The organism is Nocardioides montaniterrae, assembly GCF_054782655.1.
The window spans coordinates 14,936-37,074 of the sequence record NZ_BAAGSB010000006.1 but is presented as its reverse complement, the minus strand read 5'-3'; the positions used below and the strand labels follow the sequence as shown (position 1 = coordinate 37,074).

The window sequence follows — 22,139 nt, the reverse complement described above, 5'->3', positions numbered from 1 at the left end:
GGTCTGTCAGCCGACCAGGTCGTAGCCCTTCAGCTGTCCGAGCGGGACGCGCGCCTTCATCGCGGTCCCCGTGGTCCCGCCGAGCAGCCAGAGCTGTCCGGCGGCGTCACGGCCCACCAGGTCGGGGTGCCCGTCGCCGTTGACCGACGGCACGGTGGCGACCTGGCCGTAGGCGCTGATGTCGTTGGTGAGGGTGTAGGCGCCGTTGACCAGGCCCGGCCCGTCGCCTCGGTAGACGGTGATCCGCGAGCTCGACGTACGGACCAGCAGGTCGGGCGCACCGTCGCGGGTCCACAGGCCCCCGCCGAGCGCCTTGCGCACCGTCAGGGCGCCCGCGACCGGGTAGGGCACGCCGAGCGGCGCCACGCCGTGACCGGGGTAGAGCGAGAGCTGGCCGCCCTTCGGCTGGCCGAGGAGGTCGGGGGTGCCGTCGCCGTTCCAGTCTCCGACCGCGGCGGGCATCTGCACGCCCTGGAACGCGCCGGACAGCAGCGTCGCGGCGGCGAACGTCCCGTTGCCGCGACCGCGGTAGAGCCACAGGTCCTGCGGGTCGGCCTTGCGGCGTACGACGAGGTCGCCGTACCCGTCGCCGTCCCAGTCGCCGGCCTTCAGCACGGCCGTGGTCCCGGCCAGGTTGATGCCGGTGGCGATCGGCCGGCCGAGGCTGGCCGCGCCCGTCGAGCTGGTGTTGATCGGTACGACGAAGCCCGCGCCGTCGCCGGCCCGGCGTACGACGAGGTCGCCCCCGGCGCTGCCGGCCAGGTTGCCCGGCAGGTTGCGGGGGTACCAGCGCGCCTGGAGGTTGGCCGCCATCGTGCGGATGTTGGGGATCTGGGCGTAGAGGTACTTGCCCGGGCACGCGGTCTGGCCGGCGTCGCGGTGGCCGTTGATCGCGTTGAAGTAGCGCTTGGTCACCCACTGGTGGGTCGCGGTCGCCTTCACGCCCGCCAGCGCCAGCTTCCAGGCGAACAGCGCGGCGTACGCCTGCACCATGGCCGCGGACGGCTGGTGGATGTCGTAGTTGCCGATCGCCGAGGCCGCGAACGAGTCGTCGTTGTAGCCGAGGGTGTGGGCGCCGACGGGGTCGCGGTCGATGCCGCCGTAGCGGCCCTCCCAGATCCGGCCGAACCGGTCGACCAGGTAGTTGTAGCCGATGTCGCTCCAGCCGCGGCTCTGCGTGTGGTACGCGTAGTCGGCCCGGATCAGTCCCGGCACCTCTGAGCGCGTGTAGTCGTTGGCCTGCACCGTGTGGTGGATGAAGCCGGCGTGCACGTCGCCGTAGTGCAGCGATGACTTGTCGCGCCAGCTCTCGTCGGCACCCCACTGCGCGCGGGTGTAGATCTGCGGCTTGGGCGTCACCGTCGCGGCACTCAGGCCGAGGGCGTCGCTGCTGCCGGTCGTGGAGGCGGCATCGGTGGTCGGGTTCGTCGTACGGCTCACGCCACCGGCGTCGTACGCCGGCCGCTCCAGGCGGGCCTTGGCGGCGGTGCCGGGGTCGATCACGGAGAGCCGCAGGTCGGCCGGCGCCGCACCCTTGCTGGTCACGCGGACCTGGACCCGGTCGACGTGCCCGACGAAGAGCGGCTCGGTCCCGGGACGGTCGTCACGGGCCTCCGCGGTGCCCGCGTCGGGGCCGTGGTCGTCGTGGTACTCGACAGCCGTCCAGCCCGACCAGACCCCGCCGGTCTCGGTGCGTGCCTGGACGGAGATGGCGCCCTCGGCCAGCGAGGTGCCGTGCGCCCAGGTGACACCGACGGCGCCGTACCCCGTCACGGGCACGGCCTGGGTGGTCACGCGGCTACCGCCGCCGCCGGTCGTACGCCGGGCCACGGCTCGGAATGCTCCGAGCGCGAGACGGGCGCCGCGCGGCGCGGTCAGCGCGTAGTTCTTGATGATGGGGTCGACCGGCGCGGCCGGGACCACCGAGGGGGTCAGCGCGGCCCGCGTGTACGCCGCCAGCGCGACCGAGCTCGGACCGTCCGCGCGGACGTCGCCGCCCAACGGCATCGGGCGCACGTCCATGGAGATCGTACGAGCCGCGGGCGTGAGGACCGCGACGACGACAGCGAGCGCCAGCAGCTGCTGGCACAAGGTGACGAACCGGGTGCGATTGACCCGCGTCGAAGACTTCTCGGACATGGTGGCTCTGCTCCATCGCGCGGGGGGAAGGACCGCACGAGTCGCAACTTTCACACCAGTCACATGCGTTTGTGAAGGGATCGTGAGTAACTACAACGCTGTAATTTCCAGTCGACACGCCGACAAAGGCGAGAAATCAGAGATTTATCGGCGGCGCTCCCGCGCCCGGCGCTTCGCCTCTCGCACCAGACGCAGCTCGATCAGGGCCTCGCAGTAGAGGACGAGGTCCGCGACGGCGGCCGCCACGGGGTCCGAGGAGCTCCTCCACGCCTTGGGCCCGGTGGCACGCTGCGCCAGCGCACGCCGGAAGTCGCGACCGGCCGCCTCGCCGAGGCGCCGCTTGGCGCGGCGGCGCACCAGCTTGCGCAGCGCGCGGATCGCCATCCGGGCCGCGTCGAGCAGCTCGGCGTCGGACGGCGGACGCTGGTCGTCCTCGACCCCGTGGCGGGGCAGCGGCTCGACCGGCAGGTCGGCCAGGTCGCCGTGCACCACGGTGCCGGTCTCCTCGACGGCGGAGCGGGTCACGCCGTTCCAGTCGAGAGCGGAGCGCAGCGTCCGCTCGTCGAGCCGCGCACGCCGCTCGACGTCGCGGCGCAGGCCGAGGGTGTGGTGGCCGAGGTCGTCCTTGACGATGCTCTGCAGGCGTGGGTGCTCGATGTCGATCGCCTTGTTGACGCGGCGCACCAGCTCGGCGGACGGGTAGCCCAACGACTCGTTCGGGTTGTCGGCCTCGAGCGGCACGCGCGACGCCTCCACGCCCAGCACGCCGCAGAACATCTCCCAGAGACGGTCCCGCGGAGCATCCGGACCCGGTACGACGACCACGTGGACCTGCTCCGCCGGCAGCACCGAGGTCCACACCCGCAGCATGCGCGCGATGTTGAGGGCCTCCTGGAAGCGGACCGCGGAGGGCAGCCGTACCCGGCTCAACGTCGCCGCGCCGGCTCCGCGACCGCGCGCCGACGCGCGGAAGGCCGCGCGGAAGCGGGCCCAGGTCATCGTGCCGCCGCTGGTCACCGTCGTCTGCCACAGCGCCGGCACCACCGCGGCCGCGTCGCGCACGGTCAGCACCACGTGGACCTCGGCACCCTCGAGCGACTCGATCGCCCGGCGCGCGACGCTCCGGTTCGCGAAGGCCAGGAACTCCATCGTCAGCAGCGAGGTACCTGGGGTCGTCCGCATCTGGTCGGCGATGCGCTGCCACCAGCCGGCGTTGCGGCGTACGAGCTCGGGGTCGTGGGTGTTCATGCCGAGCAGCTCCTGGGTGGCCCACACCTGGTGGTTCCACTTGGCGCCCGGCAGCGTCACGCCGCACTCGGCGAGGGCGTCGCGGTTGGCGTAGGCCCTTCCCTGGAGGTACGTCGTTCCGGTCTTCATGGCTCCGATGTGGAGCACCGCACGAGGGCGGTCGTTGGTCCCCACGGTGCGTTTCAGGCCTTCCTGACGTCGAACGGGCCGAGCGACAGAATACCCTTGGCCCCGTGCTCGAACCCCCACCCCAGGCCTCCCGTCGCGCCTGGGGATGGTTGGCGGCGCTGCTCGACGGCGAGACCACGCCGTGGTCGCACTGGGTGGCGGAGGCCGAGCCGCGGCTGCCGTTCTTCCCGGCAGCCCAGCAGCTCGAGGCGCTGCGCCGGCTCAACCTGGCCGCGCACGAGCTCGGTCACCGCCCGGACGCCGACGCGGCCGAGCAGCTGATCCGCGCAGGCATCACCGACCGCAACCGTGGAGACCTGGTGCTGGTCGGCGAGTCGGGATCGCGGTTCGGTCCCCCCAGCGTCGACCCGAGCGAGCTGCGCGCCCGCGACCTCCTCCCGGTCGTCGTCGGTCCGATCGCTCGACGGCTGGCCGAGACACCGCCGCGCCGGCCCCGCCGCACCCTGCCGTTGACGCGCGGGTGGCAGCTCGCCGGCGACCCCTGGGCGACCTTCTACGCCCGCGAGGCCCAGAACCACGCCCGACGGCGGCCGGGCCACCGGGTGATGGTGCTGGCCGGCGACCTCGGCACCCTCGCGCTGCATGCCTGGGCCGAGCACGCCGTCACCGGTGGCACCCTCGGCTTCCGCGCGTGGATGCGCTCACGGGTGGAGCACGGCCGGATGCCGGCGGTGCTCGACGTCGCCGCCCAGGCCCGCACCGCGGCCGAAGCGGTCGGCCGGCCGAACATCCAGGTCGTGACCGACGCCTCGCTCGTCCCCCTGCTCGCGGCCCTGCCCACGCTCGACCCCGTCGCGGTCGACCTGGCGCGTTGGGTGGGCCGCCCCCTCGGCGTACACGTCCCTCAGCGGCAGCGTCGTCAGCTGCTGCTGCGCGAGCTGCTCCCCCGCACCACACGCGACGCCGCCTCCCCCGGCCTCACCGCCCCGTGGGCCGGCGTGCTGACCGAGCACGCCCGGCGACAGGGGTCCGCGCTGGAGTCGAGGCGCTACCCTGTGACCGGCTCGCTGGAGGACCTGATCCCGCCCTCCGTCGAGCCTTCCGCGTTCCCCGCGGACAGCGCAGTGCTCGACCGGGCGTTCGACCTGCTGCTGGACCCGAAGCTCTTCTCGCTGGAAGGAACGGCCCGGTGAGTCGTCGCATCCTGATCCACGTCGGAACCCCCAAGACCGGCACCTCCTACGTCCAGGACGTGCTGCTGCGCAACCGGCGCACGCTGCTCAAGGAGGCCGGGATCCTCTACCCGGCCGATCGCTTCGACGCCCACTTCCTGGCGGCCCTCGACCTGATGCAGCTGCCCTGGGGCGGGCTCGAGGAGCAGGCCATCGGCGCCTGGGACCGCCTCGTCGAGCAGATCGACTCCCCCGCCGGCCGCGCCGCGCACACGGTGATCATCAGCCACGAGATCCTCGCTCGCGCCGGCCGCGCTCAGATCGAGCGGGCGATGACCTCGCTCGGTCGCGACGACGGCGCCGAGATCCACATCGTGCTGTCCGTGCGCGACCTCCAGCGCCAGATCCCCGCCGAGTGGCAGGAGAACGTCAAGCACCGCGCGACGCTCGACTACGAGAAGTTCCTCGGCCAGATCGTCGACCCCGAGCGCAACGGGCGCGTCGGCTCCTGGTTCTGGGGCGTCCAGGAGATCCCGGACATCCTCGCCCGGTGGGGTGCCGGCATCCCGCCCGAGCGCATCCACCTGGTCACCGTCCCGCGACCGGGCTCCCCCTCGAACCTGCTCTGGGAGCGCTTCGTCGAGGCCTTCGGCCTCGCCGGTGTCGAGCTCGAGCTGGCCGGCGACCGCTCGAACCCGTCCCTCGGTGCGCCCGAGACGACACTCGTGCGCCGCATCAACCAGGCCGTCAACGCCGACCTCCCGCCGGCCGACTACCGCCCGCTCGTCCGCGAGCTGCTGGCACACCAGACCCTGTCCCGGCGTACGTCGTCGCCGCGGCTGTCCCTGCCGCCGCGGATGCTGCCCTGGGTCACCGAGCTCGAGGCGTCCTGGGTGGCCGAGCTGACGGCGCGCGGCTACCACGTCGTCGGCGACATCGAGGACCTCCGCGGTGCCTGCACGACCGAGGACGCCGACCGCCCCTGGACCGACCCGGACCACCCGTCCGAGGACCAGGTGGCCGAGGCCGCGCTCGTCGCGATCAAGGCGCTGCTCACCGAGGCCGCTGCCAGCCGTCACGAGATCGAGCGGCTGCACGGCGAGATCACCGAGCGCGACCGCGCCCTCGAGCGCGCCTACCTCCGCCCGACGTACCGCCTTCGTGAGAAGGTCGTCGGCCGGCTCGGCGACAGCAGTGCCGGACGCAAGGCGCTCAGCGGCTACCGCCACCTCCGCAACCGCTGAGGCCGCCCGGGCGGCTGGGTCTCGATACGCCGGTCGCGAGCTCGTTCCTCGCTCGCGCGGCTGCTCGACCTGGCCGCTGATCCGGAGGTCGCGACTCCGTCGCGCCCTCCGGGCGGCTCAGAAGTCGACGCTGTCGATGCTGTCGTCCTCGTCGCCGTACTCGTTCAGCTCTTCGTCGACCTCGTCGTCGTAGCCGAGGAACCGGATGCCCTCGTCGACGGGACCGTCGAACGTCAGACGGCCCTCGTCCAGGACCAGCACGCGGGTGCACATCTGGCGCACCGAGCCGGCGGCGTGGCTGACGTAGAAGAGGGTGCGCCCGCTGCTGCGGACCTCGTCCATCTTCTTCATGCACTTGCGCCGGAACGGCCGGTCACCGACCGCGAGTGCCTCATCGGCGAGGAAGATGTCGGAGTCGACGTGGATGGCGATGGAGAAGCCGAGACGGGCCGACTGGCCCGAGGAGTAGTGCCCGACCTGGGTGTCGAGCTTCTTCTCCAGGCCGGAGAACTCCACGATCTCGTCGAACTTGCGCTGGATCTCCTTGGGCCGCATGCCGAGGATCGCGGCGTTGAGGATCAGGTTGTCGCGACCGGTCATCTGCGGGTGGAAGCCCGCACCGGTCGCGATCAGGCCGGCGATCCGGCCCCGCGTCAGCACCGTCCCGCTGTCGGGACGCATCACACCGTTGATCATCTTCAGCAGCGTGCTCTTGCCCGAGCCGTTCAGGCCCATCAGGCCGATCGCCTCGCCCTGCTCGACCGTGAACGAGACGTCGTCCACGGCGTTGAAGGTGTGGGTCAGCTGCTGGCGACGCGCCATCGCGACCGTGACCTCCTTGAAGGTCCGGTGGTACTGGAGCGTGAAGTTCTTCGTGACGTTCTCGCACACGATCGAAGTCGTCATCTCAGAGCCTCTCGGGGATCTTGTTCTCCAGCTTGCTGAAGATCAGCTGGGCCAGGATCAGCAGCACGATGCTGACGCCGACCATGATCACGCCGCGCACCATCAGGTGGTCGGGCAGCTGGGTGGCGATGGTGTACGCCCGGTCGTCGGTGCTGCCCACCCAGAACGCGCGCTGGAAGAGCAGCACGGCCTCGGCCAGCGGATCCATCAGGTAGATCTGGGAGAAGCTGCCGAAGCGCTCGTGGACCATCGTGTACGGGTACATCATCGGTACGCCGAACCGCACGAACAGCAGCAGCACGTTGACGATGTTGCCGAAGTCGCGGAAGAAGACGTTCGCCACGCTGAAGACCAGCGCCACGGCCAGGCCGAGCAGCATGATCATCACCAGCGCGAGGACCATCGCCAGCATGCCGCCCGGGTCGGGCGTCCAGCCGGCGATGACACCGGCGATCACGCAGATCACGACCTGCGGCAGCACGTGGTAGAGCGAGGTCAGCATCGTCGCGACCGGGAACATCTCGCGCGGGATGGCCATCTTCTGCACGATCTGGCGGTTGCGCACGATCGAGCGGGTGCCCGCACCGAAGGTCTCGGTGAAGAAGTGCACGATGATCAGGCCCGAGAACAGGTGGATCGCGAAGTTCTGCAGGTCCTTGTGCAGGTTGAAGATCGTGCCCATCACCACGAGGTACACGAAGAAGTGCGACAGCGGGTTGATGTAGGACCACAGCAGGCCCAGGAACGAGCCCTGGTAGCGGGCGTTGATCTCGCGGCCCACCAGCAGGCGCAGGAGGTAGCGGCGGTGGAAGACACCGATCAGGCCGTTGTCGGCGGTGGGCGGCGCGAGCTCGGCACCGACGCCGTACGGCAGAGCCTGCTCGTCCTCCACCACGGGGACGGTCGTCTCAGTCATCGGCCGACCCGCCTTCCTGGTCCTCGAGCCACGGCGCGAAGGTCCGCTCCCACGCCTCCGGCGAGGTGATGTCGCGGAGCTGGGACCGGTAGGTGCGTGCCAGCGTCGGCCACTCACGGCGGAACCGGTCGTGCAGCGCGATGGTGCGCTTGAGCAGCGCGCGGAACTGCTCGGGGTCGCGGCGGTAGAGCGCGGCCGCGGTGCCGTCGTTCATCGAGACGACGGCCGAGTCGAACCTGGCCAGCTGGTACCACTTCGCGTCCAGCGCCGGGACCTCGACCTCGGGGTAGGAGCGCGACAGGTCACGCGGCGACTTGAGCTGGCGCAGCGGCGCGGTGGCCGCCGAGATCAGCTGCGAGCGCCGGTTCGGCACATCGGAGATCGTGCGTCCCTTGCCGGACTCCTTCTCCCGGCGTACCGGGGGAAGGTCGTCGCGGTCGGCGACCAGCTGGGCGTCGGAGAACTGCTTGCGTACGGCGTTGACCTCGGCCAGCCGCGTCGGCAGCATCTCGTGCAGGTGCTGGGGACCCTTGAGCACGTCCTCCATCGCCTGGAGCCGGAGCTCGGCGGTGGAGTACTGCATCGCGACCAGGTGCGCGATCTGGTTGTTCAGGCTCTCGCGGATCAGCCGCCCGCCGCGCGGGTAGGTCGAGTGCAGCAGCGCCGCGATGAAGCGGTTGCGGTGGTGGAAGTAGGCCTGCCAGTCGAGAGCGTCGTTCTTGTCGCTCCACGGGATGTGCCAGACCGCGGCACCCGGCAGGGTGACCGTCGGGTAGCCGGCCTCCTTGGCGCGCAGGCCGTACTCGGAGTCGTCCCACTTGATGAAGACCGGCAGCGACAGGCCGATCTCCTCCAGGACCACCCGCGGGATCAGGCAGGAGAACCAGCCGTTGAAGTCGACGTCCCAGCGCTTGTGCAACCACCGCGCGGAGCGGATGTTGCGGGCGGAGAAGTCCCACTGGCCGTGCGCGTCACCGGGCGTCATCCACAGGAAGCGCCACGGCTGGACGATCTCGCCGAAGCTGTGCAGGCGCGTGCGGGCGTAGATGTTGAACATCATCCCGCCGACGATCGTGGGACGCCGGGCGAGATCGCCGAAGGTGACCTGGCGGATGATGCCCTCGGGCTCGCAGATCACGTCGTCGTCCATCATCAGGGCGTACGTCGCGGTGCCCTTCCGCACGCACTCGAGCTGGCCACGGGCGTAGCCGCCGGACCCACCGAGGTTGCCCTGCTCGAGGATCCGGAGCTTGTCGCCCAGGACCTTCTGCGCGGCCGGGAACTCCTCGTCGTCGACGACCAGCTTGGTGCCCTGCTCCATCACGAAGACGGTGTCGAGGTAGGGCAGCAGCTCGCTGTCGCCGAGCTGCTGGAGCAGCTTGGAGCACCAGTCGGGCCGGTTCATGGTGGTGATCGCCATGTCGACGGTGCCGTGCTCGGCACGGTCCTCGGGGACCTCGGCGGTCCATCGCGCCGACACGACCGCGGGCGCCTCGCCGGCGACGACGTCGTACCAGTACCAACCGCCGTCCACGAACGAGTTCAGCGGCAGGTCGAAGCTGAACGTGTGCGAGCCCTCGGCGGTGACCACGGCGCTCTCCACGCGCTGGCTGTTGCCGTTGGCGAGCGACTTGTTGACCACGACCTGGGCGTCGACGCCCTCGACGCTCACCTCGAGGCGGACCTTCTCGACGATCGTGTAGCGACGCCAGTACGACGCCGGGAAGGCGTTGAACAGCGAGCCGAACGAGACGGTCTGGCCGGCGAGCACCTTGAACCGGGTCCGGTCCAGCAGCTGCTCGACGGCGACGCGGTCGCCGCCGCCGGTGGCCTGCCGGATCTGCGTCGCGTGGATCGCCTTGGCGTGGCCGTTGCCACCGACGACGTACTTGTCCTCGTCGAGACGTGAGGGCGCCGTGTCGACGTACAGCGCCATGACCTCGAGGTCACGGTCCAGCGGCAGGATCTGCCGCATCAGCACGCGGGTGGTCGTCGAGCCGCTCATGCGTCCACTCCTCCGGACTTGAGCTCGGCGCCGTCAGCGAAGTGCGGCTTGAGCTTGTTGTCGAACATCGACAGCGCGGCCGCGATGGCCATGTGCATGTCGAGGTACTTGTAGGTGCCGAGGCGGCCACCGAAGAGCACCATCGGCTCCTTGTTCGCCAGGTCGCGGTACTTCAGCAGCTTCTCGCGGTCCTCGGCGGTGTTGATCGGGTAGTAGGGCTCGTCGCCCTCCTCGGCGAAGCGGCTGTACTCACGCACCACCAGCGTCTTGCCCTTGGTGTAGGAGTCGGCGCGCTCGGGGTGGAGGTGCTTGAACTCCAGCTCGCGGGTGAAGGGGACGTCGGCGTCGTTGGCGTTGACCACGCCGGTGCCCTGGTAGTCGTCGACGTCGAGGATCTCCTCCTGGAGGTCCACCGTGCGCCAGGACAGGCGGCCCTCGCAGTTGTCGAAGTACTCGTCGACCGGGCCGGTGTAGACGATCGGGACCTTGCCCTTGTACTCGTCCTTGACGTCGAAGAAGTCGGTGGAGACCTGCACCGTGATGTTCGGGTGGTCGGCCATCCGGGTCAGCCACGCGGTGTAGCCGTCGGTCGGCAGACCCTCGTACTTGTCGTTGAAGTACCGGTTGTCGAAGGTGTAGCGGACCGGGAGGCGCGTGATGATGTCCGCGCTCAGCTCGGTCGGGTCGGTCTGCCACTGCTTGGCGGTGTAGCCCTTGATGAACGCCTCGTAGAGCGGGCGCCCGATCAGGGAGATCGCCTTCTCCTCGAGGTTCGTGGCGTCCTCGGTGGCGATCTCGCTGGACTGCTCGGCGATCAGCGCACGCGCCTCGTCGGGCGTGTGGGACTTGCCGAAGAACTGGTTGATCAGGCCCAGGTTCATCGGCAGGGAGTAGACCTGCCCCTTGAACTTGCCGAAGACACGGTGCTTGTAGTCGGTGAAGGTCGTGAACCGGTTGACGTACTCCCACACGCGCTCGTTGGAGGTGTGGAACAGGTGCGTGCCGTACTTGTGCACCTCGATCCCCGTCTCGGGGTCGAACTCGCTGTAGGCGTTGCCACCGAGGTGGTCACGCCGGTCGATCACCAGCACCTTCAGGTCCAGCTCGGTGGCGCATCGCTCTGCGATCGTGAGGCCGAAGAAGCCGGCGCCGACGATGAGAAGGTCGGGGAGAGGGTCAGGGGTCGACACGGAGCGTGAGTCTAACGGCCACCTCTGCGGGAACCGGGACTCGGAGAGCCGCGCCACACCGTGTTCTGCGTCAACTATCCTCAGCGGCGTGATGAACGTCGGTACCGTGCTGCGCTCCGCACGGCTCTTCGGGCTGGCGTGGGTCTGCGGCCTTCTGCTGACCGCTGTGATGATCGTGATGGCGATCGGCGAGCACCTCCCGGTGCGCGACCCCGATGACACGATGCTGCGGTTCCCGCTCATCCTGCTCGCCGCGATCGCGCTCGACGTGGTCCCGCGGATGATCAAGCGCCGCGAGGTGGGCTCGGTGATGCGCGAGCGCTGGCCGGCCAAGCAGTGGGCATTCGCGCTCAGCGGCCTGCTCGCCTGGTACCTCTGCTACGCCACGTTCCGCAACGTCAAGAACATGGCGCCGTTCGTCAACCACCACCTGTACGACACGAAGCTGGCCGCCATCGACCGCGCGATCTGGGGCGGTCACAACCCGGCCGAGGTCCTGCACCACGTGCTGGGCACCCACCTCGCGGCACATCTCTTCTCCACGGCGTACATCCTCTGGATCGCCCTGGTCCCGGTCTCGATCGCGGTCGCGCTCGTCTGGACCCGCCACACCAGCGCCGGCTCCTGGTACGTCACGGCCGTCGCCGTCGACTGGGTGCTCGGTGCGCTGCTGTACGTCGCCGTGCCGACGCTGGGCCCGATCTACTCCTCGCCGCAGATGTTCGCCACGCTGCCGCACACCTACGTCACCGATCTCGAGAGCACGCTGCTGACCGACCACCAGGCGGTGCTCGCGCACCCGTGGGCCTCCGGCACGCTCCAGACGATCGCGGCGTTCCCGTCGCTGCACGTCGGCATCATGACCACCATCTGCCTGTCCGTGACGCTGTTCGGCCTCAAGCGCTGGATCAAGGTGACCGCCTGGGTGTTCCTGGTGATCACGATCCTGTGCACGATGTACCTCGGCTGGCACTTCTTCACCGACATCCTCGGCGGCTTCGCCGTCGGCTCGTTCGCGGTGTGGATCTCCGCGATGGCGACCGGCAACCACGTCGGGCTGCGTCCACGGCTGCGCCGCAGCGAAGGCTTCAGCGGGCCGACAGAGCCGACGGATCTGGTCGGCGCATCCGACGCGCGTCCCGCACCGCTCGGATGACGTTGCGGGCCTCGGCCCGGCCGCCCCGCAGGGGGCTCAGCACGACCACCGCGACCGCGATCAGCCACGGCTTGAGCCGCACCAGCGGGTTCTCGCCGTAGCGGAAGTGCACGACGAACAGGTTGCGGTACATGTAGTAGCCCTTCCACCCGGAAAGGTCGTGCTGCTGGTCGAAGCCCAGCTGGCGCACCAGCACCGCATCGCGCACCGCGAGGATCGCGAAACCCGCCCGGCGGGCGCGGATGGCGTAGTCGACGTCGTCGTAGAAGATGAAGAAGCCCGGGTCGGGGAAGCCGATCCGGTCCACCACCTCACGGCGTACCAGGAAGCCCTCGAAGGCGACGTTCTGCACCTCGACGGTCGCCGGCATCGCGCTGCGGGTCCGGTACGCCGAGTCGATGCTGGCCGTCTTGGGCCGGATCGCCAGCGGGTTGCGCAGGTCGAAGCGGATCGCGGCCTTCTCGATGAGGGTGCCCGCTTTGTCCTCACGGACCGAGATCAGGCAGCTGGCGTCGACCTCGAGCAGCCGGGTCAGGCAGTCGGGTGCCGGGACGACGTCGTCGTCCATCAGCCACATCGCGTCGAACCCCTGGTCGTACGCCGCCTTGAGCCCGGCGTGGAAGCCGCCCGCCCCGCCGAGGTTGTCGGTCGTCCGGATCGTCTGCAGCCCCACGAGCGTGCTGGCGGCGAGCACGTCGGGCGTGTGGTCGGTGCTGTGGTTGTCGATGACGATCACGCCGTCGGGCGCACGGTCGAGCTTCGCGAGCCCGTCGAGCATCTCCGCCAGCAGGTCGGCGCGGTTGTAGGTCACCACGACCACGGCCACCCTCATCGCAGGTACCTCTCGTGGCCGGTGAAGTCGCCGCGCAGCCCGGCGTACGCCGCTCTCGCGCTGGTCGCGATCCGTCCGGGCTGCGGCATGGTGAACAGGTAGAACCAGACGGTCTTGACCCAGAACAGCAGCACGTGGACCCAGCCGCGGTAGGTCCGCAGGTTGAGGGTGTTGTTGCGCGCCATGCAGTAGTGCTTGAGCTCGCTCGGGCTGTGGTTGTACGTCGTCCGCCCGAACATCATCGGCGTCCCGAGGTTCCCGACCGACGGATGGCGCACGGTCGCGTCGACGACGGTGGCGATCCGGGCACCGGCCGCCTCGGCGCGGAGACGGTACTCGTGGTCGTCGCCCCAGATGAAGAACTCGGCGCGCGGGTAGCCGATCATCTCGACCAGCTCGCGCGTCACCAGGACGCCGTTGAACGGGATGACGATGTCGTCGAGGCGTCCGTCGCGTGCTGCCGCGCGGACGTCGTCGAGCGCGTGCACGACCCTGGTCCCGCCGGGCAGCCGGATCGGGAACACCAGCCGGTCGGGCCGCTCCTCGTCGACGACGAGCGGCCCCCAGAAGTCGAGGTCGTCCTGCTGCAGGAGCAGGTCGAGGCAGTCGGCGTCGGGCAGTCCGTCGTCGTCCATCAGCCAGACCAGGTCGGCGTCGGTCTCCTCGATCGCCACCCGCAGGCCCTCGTGGAAGCCGCCCGCTCCCCCGGTGTTCGTCGTCAGCGCTCGCACGTCGACCGGCACGTCGTGGGTCGAGTAGCCCGAGCCGCTGGGCGAGGACGTATCGAAACCACCCAGCCACTCGACGGTCCCGTCGGTCGAGGCGTTGTCGACGACGACGATCCGCTCGACCGCCGCGATCTCCCGGAGCCGAGGCACCAGGCGCTGCAGGAGGGGAAGCCGGTTGAAGGTCACCACCACCGCCACGACGGCCCGATCTTCGCCCACGGCGGACACCCTACGGCGTCGCGCGGACGCTCCGACTAGCGTGGTGTCCGTGGACACCGCTGAGGTTCTCGCCCTGCTCCAGGACGTCGCCGCCGAGGTCATCAACCCACGCTTCCGGGCGCTGGCCGATGCCGAGGTCTCCGAGAAGAACCCGGGCGACCTGGTCACGATCGCCGACCACGAGTCGGAGGAGCTGATCACCGACGCGCTGCGGGCGGCGTACCCCTCCGCGCTCGTCCTGGGCGAGGAGGCGATGGCGGCCGACCCGTCGCTGATCGAGGCCTACGCCGAGGCCGACCACGCGTTCACCGTCGATCCGGTCGACGGCACCAAGAACTTCGTCAACGGCTCCCCCGACCACGCCGTCATGGTCGGCGAGGTCGTGCGGGGCGAGATCACCCGGGGCTGGATCTGGCAGCCCCAGCACGAGCGGTCCTACGTCGCCGAGCGCGGTGCGGGCGCCTACCTGAACGGCGAGCGCCTCACGGTCGCGAGCGACGCGGCGGCGCCGTACCGGACCGCCCGCCGGGCCTGGGTCGGCAAGGACCTCCCCGGCCTCGGCGCCCTCGAGCTCACCTGGGCCTGCTGCGGCGTCGACTACCCCCACCTGATCGCCGGCGACGCCCGGACCATCGTCTACACCCGCACCATGCCCTGGGACCACGTGCCCGGCGCCCTGATCCTCACCGAGGCGGGCGGCACGATCGGGCGCCACGACGGCGGCGCGCTCGACCCGCAGGGCATGGCCGGAGGCATCGTGGCCGCGCCCGACGAGGCGACGTACGACGCCGTGGTGGCCGCGCTCGCCGAGGGTGGCCTGGGCCTCTAGCCGTGGGGCGGGACGACGCGTGAGGCGTCGGACCAGCCCAGCAGGTAGCCGCGCGCCTTGTCGGCCTTCGGGTAGTGGCGGACCCACGCCCAGAACTTGTCGTCGTGCTGCGGCTCGAGGAAGTGCGCGAGCTCGTGCACGAGCACGTAGTCGATGACCCAGTCGGGCATCTTCCGGAGCCGCTCGGAGAGCCGGATCGTCCGGTCGCCCGGGGTGCAGGAGCCCCAGCGGGACTTCTGGTTGGAGACCCAGGAGACCGAGGTCGGCACGGCGAGCCCGCCGAGGTAGGTGTCGCTGAGTCGCTCGGCGCGGCGCATGAGGTCGGCGTCCGGCGTACGGCGCAACCGGGCCAGTCGCTTGACCTGCCCCGTCACCGAGCTCGGCTCCACCATGCGCCCGACCCTATGACAGACGTGATGCAGCCCACTGCAGGAGACGCTCACGGGGCCAGGTGTTGACGATCCGGTCGGCCTCGATGCCGGCCGTCTCGGCCCGCTCGCAGCCCAGGACCGGGAAGTCGAGCTGTCCGGGCGCGTGGGCGTCGGAGTCGATGGAGAACACACAGCCGATGTCGCGGGCAAGCTCGAGCAGCTGGGTCGGCGGGTCGCGTCGCTCGGGCCGTGCGTTGATCTCGACCGCCACCCCCTCCTCCGCGCAGGTCTCGAAGACCTTGCGCGCGTCGAACGCGGACTGGGCCCGGGTCCCCCGGGCGCCGGTCACCAGGCGTCCCGTGCAGTGCCCGAGGACGTTGGTGAACGGGTTGCGGACCGCGTTGGCCATGCGACGGGTCATCGCGTCCTTGTCCATCGCCAGCTTGGAGTGCACGCTCGCGACGCGTACGTCGAGGCGGGCCAGCATCTCCTCGGTCTGGTCCAGGGCGCCGTCGTCGAGGATGTCCACCTCGATCCCCTTGAGCAGCGTGAACCCTCCCCCGAGGTGCTCGTTGACGGCGTCGACCACGCCGAGCTGCTTGGCCAGCCGCTCCGCGCTGAGACCGTTGGCGACGCGCAGGCGGGGCGAGTGGTCGGTGAGCACCAGGTACTCGTGACCGATCTCGATCGCCGTCATGGCCATCTCCTCGATCGGCGAGCCGCCGTCGGACCAGTCCGAGTGGGAGTGGAGGTCGCCGCGCAGCCGCTGGCGCAGCGTGTCGCCGACGCCGCCGGCGTTCAGCGGTGCGCCGTACTCCGCCTCCGCGGCGGCGAGCCGCTCCGGGACGCGTCCCTCGATCGCCTCCGTGATCACCTGGGCGGTGCTCGCACCGACGCCGGCGATCTTGGTCAGGCTCCCGCTCGCGGCCGCGGCGGCGAGCTCGTCGGGGGCCATCGGCAAGATCGCCGCGGCGGCTCCCCGGAACGCCTTGACCTTGTAGCTGTCGGCACGGCCGCGCTCGAGCAGGAAGGCGATCCGGCGCAGCGCAGCCACCGGCGTTCCGTCGTACGTCGTGCTCTCGGGCATGTCGTGCCTCACAATCTTTTCTCCACAGCCGGTGGAGTTCTCCCCAGGTCGGTCGTTTGCGCATTCGCGCAGGTCAGCGCCGTTTCTCCGCAGCCTCGGGCGATACCCGCGACACGCTGATCCACATTCTCCACCGCTTCCTCCCCAGGCTCGCCCCCAGCTTTCCCCAGCGTTCCACAGGCCTGTCCACAACCTTGTCCACAGGCGACACGCCCGTGCCATTGACCATCGCCGAACAGGCTCCTAGCGTCGTCCCCAGATGAGGCCCCCGGGTCGCCGGCAAGGTTCGCAAGGGGAAGGCGAATCTCGCGGAAGGCGGGTCGGGGGCCTCTCTCATGGTCGCCCTCAGCGGCCCCGGAACACGGGGTCACGCCTCTCCTGCGCGGCGCGGATCCCCTCCTGGAGGTCGTGGGTCGCGAGGGTGACCGGCTGGGCCAGCGCCTCCCAGTCCAGGCAGGACTCGACGCTCGCGTGCCCTCGCTGGAGGGCCGTCTTGGTCAGCCGCGTCGCGATCGGCGCGGCACCGGCGATCCCGGCCGCGGCCGCGAGGACCTCCTCCAGGAACGACGCCGGCTCGATCACCCGCGAGACCAGGCCGAGACCCAGCGCCTCCTGCGCCTCGACGATCCGGCCGGTCAGGAACAGGTCGCGGGCGGCAGCCGGCCCGACGACGTCGGGCAGGAGATAGGTCCCGGCCATCCCGGGGTGGATGCCGAGCCGGGTGAACGGCAGGCCCATCTTGGCGCCGGCGGCGGCGTACCGGATGTCGCAGGCGAGCGCCATGCACAGGCCGGCGCCGATGGCAGCGCCGTTGATGGCGGCGATCGTGGGCACCTCGAGGCGGCGGATCGAGAGCCAGGCCCGGTAGAATGGCAGCATCTTCGAACGCAGCTCGTCGACGCTGGCGTCGGGCTCGGCGGCCAGCCAGGACAGGTCGCCGCCGGAGCAGAAGCCCTTGCCCTCCCCGGTCACCACCACCGCGCGCACGGTCGGATCCGCCGCCAGGTGGTCGATCGCAGCGACCCACGAGGCGGTCATCTCGTCGCTCATCGCGTTGCGCCGATCGGGCTGGTCGAGCACGAGGAGGGCTACTCCTGGACTCGGACGCTCGAGGCGGAGGTGGGTCAGGGCCGGAAGCGACACTTCAGACATGCGGGGGAGGCTACTGCGCCCGGGGAGGAGCGTGCCGTAGGGTCGACCAAGGCCTGAGCGACGCTCGTGGCCCCGGCGGGCTTCCCCAGCAGTTCAATCTGCGCCCCGTCGCGACGACCAATAAGAAATCTGAGCAAGGAGGCCGTCATGGCGGAGACCTGGAGCGGCGAGTTCTACTGCGTGAAGTGCAAGGCGAAGCGCGAGGCGACCGGCGAGGTCAAGGTGAACGACAAGGGCACCCGCATGGCCAAGGCCGTGTGCCCCGAGTGCGGCACCAACCTCAACCGCATCCTCGGCAAGGCCTGAGCGCCCCGAAACTGCGTCGCGAGCGGGCGGCACCACCTACGGGTGGGGCCGCCCGCTCACGTTTTTCCACCACCCGCCACGGGCCTGTGGAGAGGCCCCGCACGTACGCCGCAACGGTGCGACCCTGCTGACATGGCACTGATCCTCGGGAACCACCAGTCGCTGAGGCCGGGACGACCGGTGCTGCGCCGCGACGACCGGACGCTGCAGGTGGGTCTGGGGCCCCGCGGCGTACGACTGCCGGACACGGAGGCCATCCGCGACCTGCTGCGCTCGCTCGACCCGCTGGCGGTCGACCCGGCCGAGGTGGCGGCCGACGACTTCGAGGTCCGCCGTGCCCTCGGCGATCTCGAGGAGGCCGGCCACCTGGCACCGGCACCGGCACCGAGCGAGCCATCGACATCCGACCGCAGCGACACGATCACGATCACGGCCGAGAGTGCCGAGCTGGTGCGACGCGCGCAGTCCCTCGTCGACCTCGCAGGGCTGCGGGTCGACGACGCAGCCGGCGCCGTCACGTTGGCGCTCTCGATCGGGCCGATCAGCCGTGCGGTCACCGACGACCTCGTCCAGCGCGGCCGCCCCCACCTCGTCGTCGCGCTCGTCGAGGGCTCGTGGCGGGTGGGACCGTTCGTCGTACCGGGCGCGACGGCCTGCCTGCGCTGCCTCGACGCCCACGAGAGCGACCGCGACCCGCGCCACGGGCTGCTCGTCGAGCAGGCCGCACGCGCCGCACGCCTGGCGCCGGAGCCCCTCGATGCCCTCCTCACGACGCAGGCGCTCGCCCGCGCCGTCCACGACGTGCGGGCCTACCTCGCCGGCGGAGAGCCCAGCACGTGGTCGGCGACGCTCGACCTCCCGGCCCCCGAGGCGGCCGCCGCGGCTCCGCTCACCACCCGCTGGCTGCGCCACCCCGACTGCGGTTGCGCGTGGGACACGTTCTTCGACCTGCCCTGAGTGGTGCAGGCGGGGCTACCACCACTCGCTGTCGAGCTTGGCCTCCATCGAGCGCAGGTGCGCGCGCGAGCACTCGTCGCAGAACACCTGGCGACGGCCGCGCTCGACCGCGGTCGTCCAGGTCAGCGGGGGCTGCTCGCCCGGCGCCGACTTCCCACAGAAGTCGCAGTGGACCACGGCTCGAACCTACGCCGGATCCGTCAAAAGCGAACGAGACCCGCCCGGTCCCGGGCGGGTCTCGTGGCAGCCGGTCACAGGCTGCGTGCCAGTGCGAGTCGGGCTTGAGCCGCTGCACGCTGCGCGCGCTGGCTCAACCGGTACTCGCGTGCCAGTCGCACCTGTCGGTGGCGGTCGGCAGTGGCGATCCGTGCGGCTTGTTCGGCACGGACCAGCTCCTCACTGATGAGGGTCATGGTGGTTCTCCTGAGGATCGGATCGGATGGTGGAGTGGTCAGGCCGCCGCGGCGTCCTTCCGGGGCCGGCCCCGGGGCCGCTTGCGCGGGATCACCGCGCCGGCCAGGAAGATCTCGCCGCCCCAGACGCCCCACGGCTCGCCCCGCTCGAGGGCGGAGGCCAGGCAGTCGTAGCGCACCGGGCAGTCGCCGCACAGCTCCTTCGCGAACTCCAGGTCGGAGGGCGCGTCGGCGAACCAGAGTTCTCCGTCGTTCAGGCGGCACGGCAGGCGCAGCTCACCGAGCAGGAGCTCGGAAGAGTCGATGGTCATGTTGTGTCACCTCCTTCGAAGGACCGGTTGCGATGGGCGGGAAACGAAAAGGCCGCGGAACCCGTGTCGGGTTCCGCGGCCTGGAGGCTGCCTCTGTCGGTGTGTCAGAGAGGCGGGCTCCAGGCGAGAGAACCCTGGGTGTGGGCCGTAGCGATGGCAGCGCGCTTCATGCCGGTGAACGCGACGGCCCACGGACGGGCGGCGACGGCAGCGGCCGGGACCTCACGCACGGCACCGACGCGGACCTCGAGGGTCGCGGCGGCGGAAGCGGCGCACGGGAGGACGGCGATGCCGCCGTTCACGTAGCTATCGAACGTGTTCTCCATGGGTGCCACCTCCTTCGGGTGCTCGGGTGCGGGTGTGACGAACACGGTAGTGAGGGCCTCACGAGCCGTGCAAATCATTTATTGCCTATTTCTCAACTATTTTCTGCCACACATGCCAGGACGCTCTCGCCATAGCTCTCGAGCTTGGCCGGACCGACGCCGCTGATGCGTCCCAGGGCCCCGATGTCGGTGGGCTTGACCTCGGCGATCAGCTCCAGCGTGGCGTCGGTGAAGACGACGTACGCCGGCTTGCCGTCGGCCGCCTCGCGTCGCCACACCTTGAGCTGCTCGAGCAGGCCCTCGTCGAACCGGACGGGGTGGTGGGCGCAGCGCCCGCGCTTCTTCTCCACGGCCGTGCCGAGGGGCTGGCTGCACTCCCGGCAGCGGGCGACCTTGCTGCGGCTGCGGGTCGCCTGGGGTTGCTCGGAGGCCGGCAGGAGCGGCAGCAGGAACGGTGAGGGCTTGCGGCGTGGCGCCTGACCCGGGTTGCGGGCCGCGGCCCAGGAGACCGACAGCTCCTTGCGGGCACGCGTCATGCCGACGTACAGCAGGCGACGCTCCTCCTCGACCGCGTCGCGGCGGCCGGCGTCGGAGGCCTGCTGCGCGTAGGTGATCGGGACGGTGCCGTCCTGGACCCCGCAGCAGAAGACGGCGTCCCACTCCAGGCCCTTGGCGGCGTGGAAGGTCGCCAGCGTGACGCCGTCGGCCGAGGGAGCATGCTGCTCGGTGGCGCGGCGCTCGAGCTCGGCGACGAAGCCCGCGAGGCTGGAGGTCAGCCCCTCCTCGGTCGCGTGCTCCTCGGCCTGATCGACGAGCGCCTGGAGCGACTCCCACCGGTCACGGACCTGACCCCGGGTGGCCGGCGGCTCGGCCGCCCAGCCCATGCCGCCGAGCACCGCCTTGACGGCGTCGGTCCAGTGCCCGTCGGCCGCCTCGGAGCGGGCGGCGCCGCGCAGCCGGGTGACGGCCTCGCGCACCTCGGCGCGGTCGAAGAAGCGGGCCGCGCCACGTACGAGGTAGGGCACTCCCCTGTCGACCAGAGCGTCCTCGAACGTCTCGGACTGGGCGTTGATGCGGAACAGCACCGCCATCTCGCCGTAGGGCACGCCGGCGCGGTTGAGCCGGACGATGCGGTCGGCGGCGGCGCTGGCCTCGGCGACCTCGTCGGGGTGACCGGCGTACTGCACCTTGGAGCCGGCGTCCTGCTGCGAGCGCAGCTCGACGCTCGCGCTGGGGGTGCCGGCGAGCAGGCCGTTGGCGGCGGTCACGATCTGCGGGGTCGAGCGGTAGTTGCGGACCAGCTCGACCGAGGTGGCGTTCGGGTAGTGCTGCTTGAAGTCGCGGAGGTACGCCGCATCGGCGCCCGCGAAGGAGTAGATGGTCTGGGCCGGGTCGCCGACCACGCAGAGCTCGTCGCGGCCGCCGAGCCACTGCTTGAGCAGCGCCCACTGCACCGGCGAGACGTCCTGGAACTCGTCGACGACGAACCACTTGTACTGCCGGCGGACCTGCGCGCCGACACGTTCGTCGGAGTCGAGCATCGCCAGCGTGTAGAGCAGCACGTCCTCCATGTCCATCCGGCCCTGGTCGCGCTTGACCTCCTCGTACGCCGTCATCACGCGGGCGACCACCTCGGCGGGCTGACCGCTGACCTCACGACCGCGGGTCGGCGCGATCTCGACGTACTGGTCGGCGTGGATGTTGCTGACCTTGGCCCACTCGATCTCGGAGGCGAGGTCGCGCAGCAGCGCCTGGTCGGCGGCGATCCGCAGGTTGCGGCACGCGCCCGCGACCATGCCGAGCTTGGAGTCGGTGAGCGCGGGCAGCTCCTGATGGCCGGTGACGTGCGGCCAGAAGTAGCGCAGCTGGCGCAGCGCGGCGCTGTGGAAGGTGCGCGCCTGGACGCCCGGCGTATCGAGCTGGCGCAGGCGCTGGCGCATCTCTCCCGCAGCACGCGTGGTGAACGTGAGCGCCAGGACCTCGCTGGAGGCGTAGACACCGCTGGTCACGCCGTGGGCGATGCGGTGCGTGATCGCCCGGGTCTTTCCGGTGCCGGCACCCGCGAGCACGCGGACCGGCCCGCGCAGCGCCTCGGCAACGGCGCGCTGCTCGGGATCCAGTCCGTCGAGAAGGTCGGGGCGGCTCACTCGGACGAGGTTAGAGGGAGCTGCCGACAGGGATGCGGGCGAGGCAGGGAAGCTGGGCGGGCCGCCGTACGCTGGAGGCATGTCGACGCCCGCTGTCACGATGTACTCCACCCCTTGGTGCGGCTACTGCCACCGCCTGAAGTCGCAGCTCGACCGCGAGGGCATCGCCTACGAGGTCGTCGACATCGAGCAGGTGCCCGACGCGGCGAAGATCGTCGAGGCCGTCAACAACGGCAACCAGACGGTGCCGACGCTGGTGTACTCCGACGGCGCAGCCCAGACGAACCCGAGCCTCGCCCAGGTCAAGGCCAAGCTCGCCTCGCTCGGCTGACGACGGCCGCCGTGGCGGGAGACTC

General features: G+C 70.6%; 23 protein-coding genes. 7 read left to right on the top strand and 16 right to left on the bottom strand.

What is annotated here, in order from left to right; translation table 11 throughout:
* Nucleotides 1-6: 6 nt before the first annotated feature.
* Nucleotides 7-2,139 (bottom strand): FG-GAP-like repeat-containing protein, encoded by a 2,133-nt coding sequence (locus tag ACYVJ3_RS10875; RefSeq protein ID WP_460852996.1) that lies wholly within the window; start codon nucleotides 2,137-2,139, stop codon nucleotides 7-9.
* Nucleotides 2,140-2,283: 144 nt separating this feature from the next.
* On the bottom strand, nucleotides 2,284-3,516 hold the full coding sequence (locus tag ACYVJ3_RS10870) for a hypothetical protein (protein WP_460852995.1): 1,233 nt from the start codon (nucleotides 3,514-3,516) through the stop codon (nucleotides 2,284-2,286).
* 104 nt (nucleotides 3,517-3,620) lie between these two features.
* Here ACYVJ3_RS10870 and ACYVJ3_RS10865 point away from each other — a divergent pair, with 104 nt between their 5' ends.
* Together ACYVJ3_RS10865 and ACYVJ3_RS10860 are read left to right on the top strand one after the other, a co-directional pair.
* Nucleotides 3,621-4,709 (top strand): hypothetical protein, encoded by a 1,089-nt coding sequence (locus tag ACYVJ3_RS10865; protein ID WP_460852994.1) that lies wholly within the window; start codon nucleotides 3,621-3,623, stop codon nucleotides 4,707-4,709.
* Nucleotides 4,706-5,932 (top strand): hypothetical protein, encoded by a 1,227-nt coding sequence (locus ACYVJ3_RS10860; RefSeq protein ID WP_460852992.1) that lies wholly within the window; start codon nucleotides 4,706-4,708, stop codon nucleotides 5,930-5,932. The genes ACYVJ3_RS10865 and ACYVJ3_RS10860 overlap by 4 nt, the downstream gene beginning before the upstream one ends.
* A 117-nt stretch (nucleotides 5,933-6,049) precedes the next feature.
* Here the strand turns inward: ACYVJ3_RS10860 and ACYVJ3_RS10855 are convergent, their stop codons facing one another.
* From ACYVJ3_RS10855 to glf, 4 genes are read right to left on the bottom strand one after another with little or no spacing between them, the layout of a single operon-like run.
* Nucleotides 6,050-6,838, bottom strand: coding sequence for an ABC transporter ATP-binding protein (locus tag ACYVJ3_RS10855; RefSeq protein WP_460852991.1), 789 nt, complete (start codon nucleotides 6,836-6,838; stop codon nucleotides 6,050-6,052).
* Between the two features lies 1 nt (nucleotide 6,839).
* The gene (locus tag ACYVJ3_RS10850; protein WP_460852990.1) at nucleotides 6,840-7,754 is read right to left on the bottom strand and encodes an ABC transporter permease; all 915 of its coding nucleotides are present in this window, start codon (nucleotides 7,752-7,754) and stop codon (nucleotides 6,840-6,842) included.
* Nucleotides 7,747-9,759, bottom strand: coding sequence for a glycosyltransferase (locus ACYVJ3_RS10845; protein WP_460852989.1), 2,013 nt, complete (start codon nucleotides 9,757-9,759; stop codon nucleotides 7,747-7,749). Before ACYVJ3_RS10845 ends, ACYVJ3_RS10850 begins: the two co-directional genes overlap by 8 nt.
* On the bottom strand, nucleotides 9,756-10,949 hold the full coding sequence (gene glf / locus ACYVJ3_RS10840) for a UDP-galactopyranose mutase (RefSeq protein ID WP_460852988.1): 1,194 nt from the start codon (nucleotides 10,947-10,949) through the stop codon (nucleotides 9,756-9,758). Before glf ends, ACYVJ3_RS10845 begins: the two co-directional genes overlap by 4 nt.
* 91 nt (nucleotides 10,950-11,040) lie before the next feature.
* On the opposite strand from glf, the gene ACYVJ3_RS10835 reads away from it, so the two are divergent.
* Complete coding sequence (locus ACYVJ3_RS10835) at nucleotides 11,041-12,105, top strand: phosphatase PAP2 family protein (protein WP_460853119.1); 1,065 nt, start codon at nucleotides 11,041-11,043, stop codon at nucleotides 12,103-12,105.
* Here the strand turns inward: ACYVJ3_RS10835 and ACYVJ3_RS10830 are convergent.
* A complete protein-coding gene (locus ACYVJ3_RS10830) occupies nucleotides 12,038-12,937 on the bottom strand; it encodes a glycosyltransferase family 2 protein (RefSeq protein WP_460852987.1) in 900 nt (299 codons plus the stop codon). The genes ACYVJ3_RS10835 and ACYVJ3_RS10830 overlap by 68 nt on opposite strands.
* On the bottom strand, nucleotides 12,934-13,884 hold the full coding sequence (locus ACYVJ3_RS10825) for a glycosyltransferase (RefSeq protein WP_460852986.1): 951 nt from the start codon (nucleotides 13,882-13,884) through the stop codon (nucleotides 12,934-12,936). Before ACYVJ3_RS10825 ends, ACYVJ3_RS10830 begins: the two co-directional genes overlap by 4 nt.
* A gap of 49 nt (nucleotides 13,885-13,933) precedes the next feature.
* Between ACYVJ3_RS10825 and ACYVJ3_RS10820 the strand changes: the two genes are divergently transcribed.
* On the top strand, nucleotides 13,934-14,713 hold the full coding sequence (locus tag ACYVJ3_RS10820; protein ID WP_460852985.1) for an inositol monophosphatase family protein: 780 nt from the start codon (nucleotides 13,934-13,936) through the stop codon (nucleotides 14,711-14,713).
* Here the strand turns inward: ACYVJ3_RS10820 and ACYVJ3_RS10815 are convergent.
* From ACYVJ3_RS10815 to ACYVJ3_RS10805, 3 genes are all read right to left on the bottom strand, one after another.
* Complete coding sequence (locus ACYVJ3_RS10815) at nucleotides 14,710-15,105, bottom strand: M48 metallopeptidase family protein (protein WP_460852984.1); 396 nt, start codon at nucleotides 15,103-15,105, stop codon at nucleotides 14,710-14,712. The genes ACYVJ3_RS10820 and ACYVJ3_RS10815 overlap by 4 nt on opposite strands.
* Before the next feature lie 10 nt (nucleotides 15,106-15,115).
* The gene (locus ACYVJ3_RS10810; protein ID WP_460852983.1) at nucleotides 15,116-16,183 is read right to left on the bottom strand and encodes a PHP domain-containing protein; all 1,068 of its coding nucleotides are present in this window, start codon (nucleotides 16,181-16,183) and stop codon (nucleotides 15,116-15,118) included.
* Between the two features lie 333 nt (nucleotides 16,184-16,516).
* Nucleotides 16,517-17,323: an enoyl-CoA hydratase/isomerase family protein gene (locus tag ACYVJ3_RS10805; RefSeq protein WP_460852982.1), complete on the bottom strand. Its 807-nt coding sequence runs from the start codon at nucleotides 17,321-17,323 to the stop codon at nucleotides 16,517-16,519.
* Between the two features lie 147 nt (nucleotides 17,324-17,470).
* On the opposite strand from ACYVJ3_RS10805, the gene ACYVJ3_RS10800 reads away from it, so the two are divergent.
* Together ACYVJ3_RS10800 and ACYVJ3_RS10795 are read left to right on the top strand one after the other, a co-directional pair.
* A complete protein-coding gene (locus ACYVJ3_RS10800; protein WP_181407747.1) occupies nucleotides 17,471-17,629 on the top strand; it encodes a DUF5679 domain-containing protein in 159 nt (52 codons plus the stop codon).
* Nucleotides 17,630-17,761: 132 nt separating this feature from the next.
* Nucleotides 17,762-18,586, top strand: a complete 825-nt coding sequence (locus ACYVJ3_RS10795; RefSeq protein ID WP_460852981.1) for a hypothetical protein — start codon at nucleotides 17,762-17,764, stop codon at nucleotides 18,584-18,586.
* Between the two features lie 15 nt (nucleotides 18,587-18,601).
* Here ACYVJ3_RS10795 and ACYVJ3_RS10790 read toward each other — a convergent pair whose 3' ends face one another.
* The 5 genes from ACYVJ3_RS10790 to ACYVJ3_RS10770 all read right to left on the bottom strand — a co-directional run bounded on the left by ACYVJ3_RS10790 (nucleotide 18,602) and on the right by ACYVJ3_RS10770 (nucleotide 21,783).
* Nucleotides 18,602-18,763 (bottom strand): hypothetical protein, encoded by a 162-nt coding sequence (locus tag ACYVJ3_RS10790; RefSeq protein ID WP_460852980.1) that lies wholly within the window; start codon nucleotides 18,761-18,763, stop codon nucleotides 18,602-18,604.
* Between the two features lie 74 nt (nucleotides 18,764-18,837).
* Nucleotides 18,838-18,999, bottom strand: a complete 162-nt coding sequence (locus ACYVJ3_RS10785; protein ID WP_460852978.1) for a hypothetical protein — start codon at nucleotides 18,997-18,999, stop codon at nucleotides 18,838-18,840.
* A 38-nt stretch (nucleotides 19,000-19,037) separates the two neighbouring features.
* Nucleotides 19,038-19,310 carry a WhiB family transcriptional regulator gene (locus ACYVJ3_RS10780; protein ID WP_460852976.1) on the bottom strand — a complete coding sequence of 91 codons (273 nt, stop codon included), beginning with the start codon at nucleotides 19,308-19,310 and terminating at the stop codon, nucleotides 19,038-19,040.
* A gap of 104 nt (nucleotides 19,311-19,414) precedes the next feature.
* Entirely contained in the window at nucleotides 19,415-19,636 is a 222-nt protein-coding gene (locus tag ACYVJ3_RS10775) for a hypothetical protein (protein ID WP_460852974.1), read from the bottom strand.
* Between the two features lie 92 nt (nucleotides 19,637-19,728).
* Nucleotides 19,729-21,783, bottom strand: a complete 2,055-nt coding sequence (locus ACYVJ3_RS10770; protein ID WP_460852973.1) for an ATP-dependent DNA helicase UvrD2 — start codon at nucleotides 21,781-21,783, stop codon at nucleotides 19,729-19,731.
* A gap of 79 nt (nucleotides 21,784-21,862) precedes the next feature.
* On the opposite strand from ACYVJ3_RS10770, the gene ACYVJ3_RS10765 reads away from it, so the two are divergent.
* Nucleotides 21,863-22,114, top strand: coding sequence for a mycoredoxin (locus ACYVJ3_RS10765; RefSeq protein ID WP_460852972.1), 252 nt, complete (start codon nucleotides 21,863-21,865; stop codon nucleotides 22,112-22,114).
* Nucleotides 22,115-22,139 lie beyond the last annotated feature (25 nt).

What these genes read in the sequence shown, in the direction of transcription:
- ACYVJ3_RS10875 (WP_460852996.1), bottom strand. Translation starts at nt 2,139, where the DNA reads ATGTCCGAGAAGTCTTCGACGCGGGTCAATCGCACCCGGTTCGTCACC.
- ACYVJ3_RS10870 (WP_460852995.1), bottom strand. Translation starts at nt 3,516, where the DNA reads ATGAAGACCGGAACGACGTACCTCCAGGGAAGGGCCTACGCCAACCGC.
- ACYVJ3_RS10855 (WP_460852991.1), bottom strand. Translation starts at nt 6,838, where the DNA reads ATGACGACTTCGATCGTGTGCGAGAACGTCACGAAGAACTTCACGCTC.
- ACYVJ3_RS10850 (WP_460852990.1), bottom strand. Translation starts at nt 7,754, where the DNA reads ATGACTGAGACGACCGTCCCCGTGGTGGAGGACGAGCAGGCTCTGCCG.
- ACYVJ3_RS10845 (WP_460852989.1), bottom strand. Translation starts at nt 9,759, where the DNA reads ATGAGCGGCTCGACGACCACCCGCGTGCTGATGCGGCAGATCCTGCCG.
- ACYVJ3_RS10835 (WP_460853119.1), top strand. Translation starts at nt 11,041, where the DNA reads ATGAACGTCGGTACCGTGCTGCGCTCCGCACGGCTCTTCGGGCTGGCG.
- ACYVJ3_RS10830 (WP_460852987.1), bottom strand. Translation starts at nt 12,937, where the DNA reads ATGAGGGTGGCCGTGGTCGTGGTGACCTACAACCGCGCCGACCTGCTG.
- ACYVJ3_RS10815 (WP_460852984.1), bottom strand. Translation starts at nt 15,105, where the DNA reads ATGGTGGAGCCGAGCTCGGTGACGGGGCAGGTCAAGCGACTGGCCCGG.
- ACYVJ3_RS10805 (WP_460852982.1), bottom strand. Translation starts at nt 17,323, where the DNA reads ATGTCTGAAGTGTCGCTTCCGGCCCTGACCCACCTCCGCCTCGAGCGT.
- ACYVJ3_RS10800 (WP_181407747.1), top strand. Translation starts at nt 17,471, where the DNA reads ATGGCGGAGACCTGGAGCGGCGAGTTCTACTGCGTGAAGTGCAAGGCG.
- ACYVJ3_RS10795 (WP_460852981.1), top strand. Translation starts at nt 17,762, where the DNA reads ATGGCACTGATCCTCGGGAACCACCAGTCGCTGAGGCCGGGACGACCG.
- ACYVJ3_RS10785 (WP_460852978.1), bottom strand. Translation starts at nt 18,999, where the DNA reads ATGACCCTCATCAGTGAGGAGCTGGTCCGTGCCGAACAAGCCGCACGG.
- ACYVJ3_RS10780 (WP_460852976.1), bottom strand. Translation starts at nt 19,310, where the DNA reads ATGACCATCGACTCTTCCGAGCTCCTGCTCGGTGAGCTGCGCCTGCCG.
- ACYVJ3_RS10775 (WP_460852974.1), bottom strand. Translation starts at nt 19,636, where the DNA reads ATGGAGAACACGTTCGATAGCTACGTGAACGGCGGCATCGCCGTCCTC.
- ACYVJ3_RS10765 (WP_460852972.1), top strand. Translation starts at nt 21,863, where the DNA reads ATGTCGACGCCCGCTGTCACGATGTACTCCACCCCTTGGTGCGGCTAC.